This window comes from Mesorhizobium sp. M7A.F.Ca.US.006.01.1.1 (genome assembly GCF_003997935.1).
Lineage (GTDB): Bacteria > Pseudomonadota > Alphaproteobacteria > Rhizobiales > Rhizobiaceae > Mesorhizobium.
Genome location: NZ_RZQL01000363.1, coordinates 1 through 5,106 on the forward strand (window position 1 = coordinate 1; position 5,106 = coordinate 5,106).

5 protein-coding genes are annotated in these 5,106 nt (G+C 62.8%); 1 reads left to right on the forward strand and 4 read right to left on the reverse strand.

What is annotated here, in order from left to right; translation table 11 throughout:
- The 4 genes from EN943_RS34805 to EN943_RS34820 all read right to left on the reverse strand — a co-directional run.
- Positions 1-976, reverse strand: a 976-nt coding sequence (locus EN943_RS34805; protein WP_127416358.1) for a DNA polymerase III subunit delta', incomplete at its 3' end; no start/stop codon positions are given.
- Complete coding sequence (tmk, locus tag EN943_RS34810; RefSeq protein WP_164778543.1) at positions 973-1,647, reverse strand: dTMP kinase; 675 nt, start codon at positions 1,645-1,647, stop codon at positions 973-975. The genes tmk and EN943_RS34805, both read right to left, overlap by 4 nt.
- Positions 1,648-1,784: 137 nt before the next feature.
- Positions 1,785-2,951 (reverse strand): D-alanyl-D-alanine carboxypeptidase family protein, encoded by a 1,167-nt coding sequence (locus EN943_RS34815; RefSeq protein ID WP_164778544.1) that lies wholly within the window; start codon positions 2,949-2,951, stop codon positions 1,785-1,787.
- A gap of 103 nt (positions 2,952-3,054) precedes the next feature.
- Entirely contained in the window at positions 3,055-4,266 is a 1,212-nt protein-coding gene (locus tag EN943_RS34820; protein ID WP_127416361.1) for a septal ring lytic transglycosylase RlpA family protein, read from the reverse strand.
- Positions 4,267-4,640: 374 nt separating this feature from the next.
- On the opposite strand from EN943_RS34820, the gene EN943_RS34825 reads away from it, so the two are divergent.
- On the forward strand, positions 4,641-4,976 hold the full coding sequence (locus EN943_RS34825; RefSeq protein ID WP_127416362.1) for a hypothetical protein: 336 nt from the start codon (positions 4,641-4,643) through the stop codon (positions 4,974-4,976).
- The last annotated feature ends 130 nt before the right edge of the window (positions 4,977-5,106 follow it).

Below are 5,106 nucleotides of genomic sequence, written 5' to 3' on the forward strand. Positions count from 1 at the left end.
CAGATATAGCGTCCAGCGCCTCATGCCAAGTGTCCGACAGCGTTTTGGCTCGCGCGAGATCGCCAGCCAGTGCTGCCTGGCTTGCCGCGTCCGACAACAGGTCCAGCGCCCGGCGGTTGAAGATATCGAACTGGATCGCCTGATCGCGGCCGGCCACGGCTTCGGCGAGGCGGAACGCGCCGCCGACATCACTCTTTCTTCCGGTGACCAGAGCGTCGAGCGTGGAGGCGATCTCCAGCCCGCCATACTGCGTCAGCAGGATGGCGTTGCGGGCGCTGCCCCCTGCCCGCTCGACCAGTGCCGCGCGCGCCGCCGGATCGTCAGGCGGCGCCGGCTCGGTCGTTTCCAGCACCGTCATCAGGTCGTCGGCGTCGAGCGGGTTCAACCGCACCACCTGACAGCGCGACCGGATCGTCGGCAGCAGACTGCCCGGTGCATGGACGATCAGGATGAACAGCGTTCGTGCCGGCGGTTCTTCAAGGTTCTTCAGCAAGGCATTGGCGGCATTGGCGTTCATGTCATCGGCTGGGTCGACGATGACGACCCGGTAGCTGCCGTCATGCGAGGTCAGCGACAGGAAGCGGCTGACCTTGCGGATCTCATCGACGGTGACAACCGTCTTGAAACTCTTGGTCTTGTCATTCAGCGGCCGGGTCAGATGCAGCACGGAAGGATGCGCCCCGGTGGCGATCTGGCGAAACAGCGACGACGCCGGATCGGGAGCGGCAAGGCTTTCCGGCGCCTGCGAGAAATCCGGGTGCTTCAACAGATGATGCGCAAGGTGGAAGGCCAGCGTCGCCTTGCCGATGCCGACTGGCCCGGAAAAGATCAGCGCATGCGGCAGCTTGCCCGCACGATAGGCGGCGGTGAGCACGCCTGCAGCCTGGCTATGCCCGACCAGAAGGGGCGTTTCGGAGGGCTCCGGCACGCCGTCGAGCGTGTCGTGCTGCTCGGGTGCGATGCGCTCAAAAATCATGCCGGTGTCGCCTGCCTGTCGCGTGCCGGCGTTCTCGCTTCCAGCGACGCGAAGACGGCGGCGGTGACGACATTTTCGACCACGTCGGGATCGGCGGCCGCATCAACCACGATGCAGCGCTCCGGCTCGGCCTTGGCGATCGCCAGAAACGCCTCGCGGCGGGCCTGGTGGATCGCCAGCGTCTCCTTTTCGAAACGGTCGGCGACTGCCTCGGTGCCGCGGCGCAGCGTTGCGCGCCTCAAGCCTTCCGCCGGGTCGATGTCGAAGATCAGCGTCATGTCCGGCATCATGCCGTTGATGGCGACCTGCTCCAGCGCATCCATGAACGCTGGATCGATGCCGCCGGTGACGCCCTGATAGACGCGTGAGGAATCGAGGAAGCGGTCGCAAAGCACGATGGAGCCACGCTCGACCGCCGGCCGGATCACCTGCTCGACATGATCGGACCGCGCGGCGGCGAAAAGCAGCGCTTCCATCTTCGGTCCGAACGGTTCGGCTGCGCCCGAAAGCAGCACATGCCTGACCGCTTCGGCGCCCGGCGAGCCGCCGGGTTCGCGGGTAAGCAGCACATCGTATTTCTTGGCGCGCATCTTCCTGGCCAGCCGCTCGATCTGCGTCGACTTGCCTGCTCCCTCGCCGCCTTCGAAGGTGATGAAAAAACCGCGTGCCAACCGAGAGGCCTTCTTGTCCATGGCTGAATGGGATTGTAGCGCTCTAGATAGTCCGCGTTCGGCCAAACGTCCATGCCGTCAATTTTTTGCCCTTGTGCAGTCGCCCCCAAAACCATGGCTGGTTTGAGTGATATGCGTTATCGCAGCCAGCCGACCGCCAGTTCCTTGACGGCATCGAGCGCGCGCTGCGGCAGCGTGCCGACGCCGATCGATTCGGCGGCGAAAAGCGGCGTCTCCTGGCTGAGCGTATCGCCGATCCAGACGCGCAGCGCGCCCACCGGCTGCCCCTCCTCCACCGGTGCTGCAACCGGGCCGTCATAGACGATCCTGGCCGTCAGCTTGTCGCGGTTGGTGATCGGCAGGAAGATGTCAATAGGACCCTTGGCCTTCAGCGTCACCCCGGATTTGGCTCCGCCGAAAACCTGGGCTTCTCCAACCACCTCGTCCTTGGCGAAAATTTCGGTCTTCTCGAAGGAGCGGATACCCCAGTCGAGCAGCTTTCGCGCTTCCTCGGCGCGCTCCTTGTCCGAGGCCAGCCCGCTCATCGCCGCGATCACGCGGGTACCATTGTGGCTGAGCGAACCGACGATGCCGAAACCGGCCGCCTCGCTCGCACCGACCGCCAGGCCGTCGGCGCCGATGTCCATCGCCAGCAGCGGATTGCGGTTCCTCTGCGAGATCTTGTTCCAGGTGAAATCCTTCTGGCTGTAATAGCGATAGAAATCCGGATAATCGCGCCACAGGTGCAGGGCGAGCTGCGCCAGTTCGCGCACGGTCGTCTGCTGGCCATCCGCCGGCAGGCCGGTTGAATTGACGAAAGTCGACGTCTTGAGGCCGATCTGGCGGGCACGTTCGGTCATCTGCGCGGCAAAATTATCCTCGGATCCCGACATGCCTTCGGCGATGACGATGCAGCCGTCATTGGCCGCCTGCACGGTCACGCCCTGTATCAGGTCCTCGAGCCGGATCGATGACTTGAGCTTGGCGAACATCGTCGATGTTCCCGAAGGCGCGCCACCCCTGCGCCAGGCATTTTCGCTGACCACGAACGTATCGTCGAGCTTCAGGCGGCCTGATTTGATGGCGTTGAAAACCACTTCCATGGTCATCAGTTTGGCCATCGAGGCCGGCGGTATCGGCTTGTCGGCATCCTTTGAAAACAGCACCGTCCCGGTCTCGGCGTCGATCATGAATGCCTGGGCGGCCTTCGTCTCGAATAGCTGCGCACCGGCCGGAGCTTGGAAAAACAGCAGCAAGCCAAAAACCAGAAGCCCGGCGAGAGGCGGAAGCAAGCGAAATTGCATCATGTTCGACCCATTGGCCGGCACCGCCGGCAAGCCCGCGAAAAGTATCAGGCTTTTTGCGTGGCGGATCAACCGCGCAGCGGAAATCCGACCAGGCTTGCGCTCAGTTGCGCACAGCCAGGGCATCGGGCGCGCCATGCGACCATGCTGCTTGCAGCAAATCATCCAGATTGCGGTGGCCATCGGGATAGAGATTGACCGAATACCAATCCTCGCCATCGAGTTCCGAGCGCTGGATCTCGATCTTGCCGTATGCGGCAAGCTGAGCGGCAATACGCTTGGCCTCCGCTGCATCCTCGAACGAACCAGCCGCGACATAATCGGTGGACGGACCGGCCGGTGGCGGCTGCCGCTTCCACGATTGAAGCACGTCGGCCGGCGACATCCCGTCGCCACCCATCGCGGCGAAGGCATTTGAGGCGCGTTCGACCCGCTCGTCGGCATAGGACAGCGAGGCCACGGCAAACGGCGATTGCGGCGGCAGATTGATCTGCGGACGCTCCGGCACGATCGGGCCGAAATCCGGAAGCGCCAGAGTCGACATGACCGGCTGGACAGAGCCGGAATCGGTCAACTGGCCCGGAAACGGCACGGCAGCAGTGCCCGCAGGCAGGCTTGGCGATGGCCCGTTCATGGCGACCATGACGCCTGTCGGCAGCCCATCCGACGGGTCCGGCGCCCTGTTGCCGGGATGGTAGGAAGCCATCAGGTACTGGTCGTCATCGCCGTCGAGCGGCGCGCGGCCGACATATTCGACCTTCACCTGAGCGGTGCCGGTGTTGGCATAGTCAAGCATCTGGGCAGCGCGCTCCGATACATCGATGATGCGGCCCTCGTGATATGGGCCGCGATCGTTGACGCGAACGATGACCGAACTGCCGGTCTTGAGATTGGTGACGCGGGCATAGCTTGGCAGCGGCATGGTCGGGTGCGCCGCGGTCAGATGGGTCATGTCGTAGACTTCGCCATTGGCGGTAAGCCGACCATGGAAGGCATCGCCATACCAGGAGGCCAGGCCGACCTTGGCGTAGCGCTTGTCTTCCTTCGGGTAATACCACTTGCCGCGGACCTGATAGGGTTTGCCAAGCTGATCCCTGCCGCCGCCACGTTGGATGCGCCCATTCTGGGAGATCACACGTGGGCTTGCCTTCACGCCATATTCGGATTCGGCGAAATATTCCTTGGAGCGGGTCTTCTTGTGGACCATCGCTTTCGGCTCAGGCTGCGACGCGCAGGCCGCCAGCAAGGCGGCCGACATGGCAAACAACGCAACTGTAGCAGCGCGACGAAGACGCGGTTGCGTCACAGCCTGCATTTTCCTGATGTCCCCTTCAGTCTCGACCTGAGACGCCGTATCCAACTGTCGGAGAAGCCGAAACCGACAAATACCAACGACGCCCTTGAACCCCGATCCTTTGTGCGCAGGAATTGCTTATCACGGTATTAACCGATTGTGGCCGCAACCGGGCAGGATTGTGGCATCTCCACCGTGAAAGCCCTCTGAAAAGTAACGGTTTTCGTGCTTCCGTGCGAGAAATGCGAAGCCCTCTGCACGCATCGCCCGGCTTCGCTCCCGCTAGCCCGTGCCTGACCGGTTAACTGGGTTTTGCCGGGCGGTGGACCGGCCGTTCGGAACAAAGAAATGCGCCGCCAGTTTCATCCGCAGGGCACTCAAACAGAAGGATGAGCATGATGAGAATGGCTTCATCGATAATCGCGATCGCAATGTCACTTGCTGCCGGGTCTGCGATCGCCGCATGCCCGGACAAGTCGGCTTCCAACGCAGGGACGGATGCCGAGCAGACCGCCGGTATTTCGAAAGATGGAACTCACGCGCCTTTAGAGACCCCGAAAGCATCGGACAGCGCGGGCAAGCCAGCCGCCAAGGATGGCGCCACAATGCCATTGGCGGGAGCTGAAGGCGGCGGCGACAAAAATCTTGCAACCTCGCAGCAAGACATTGAGGCGCAGCAGCATGGTGATAAGGCCGCGGCGGCAAAGGCGGACGAAAGCTGCAAAGACTGAGGACGTGCAGGCCGGAGCCGATTTGCAGCTTCGGCCTTCCTCATGAGCAGCTGTTCCCTTGGCGAAACTAAATTTTGGGGGGAAATGCCGTAGCTCTCCCAAGAGGCGGCCTGTGGGGATTACCCCGCCC

Bases quoted from the DNA above. Each gene is read 5' to 3' on its own strand.
- EN943_RS34820 (WP_127416361.1), bottom strand. From the start codon at position 4,266: ATGCAGGCTGTGACGCAACCGCGTCTTCGTCGCGCTGCTACAGTTGCG.
- EN943_RS34825 (WP_127416362.1), top strand. From the start codon at position 4,641: ATGATGAGAATGGCTTCATCGATAATCGCGATCGCAATGTCACTTGCT.
- EN943_RS34815 (WP_164778544.1), bottom strand. From the start codon at position 2,951: ATGCAATTTCGCTTGCTTCCGCCTCTCGCCGGGCTTCTGGTTTTTGGC.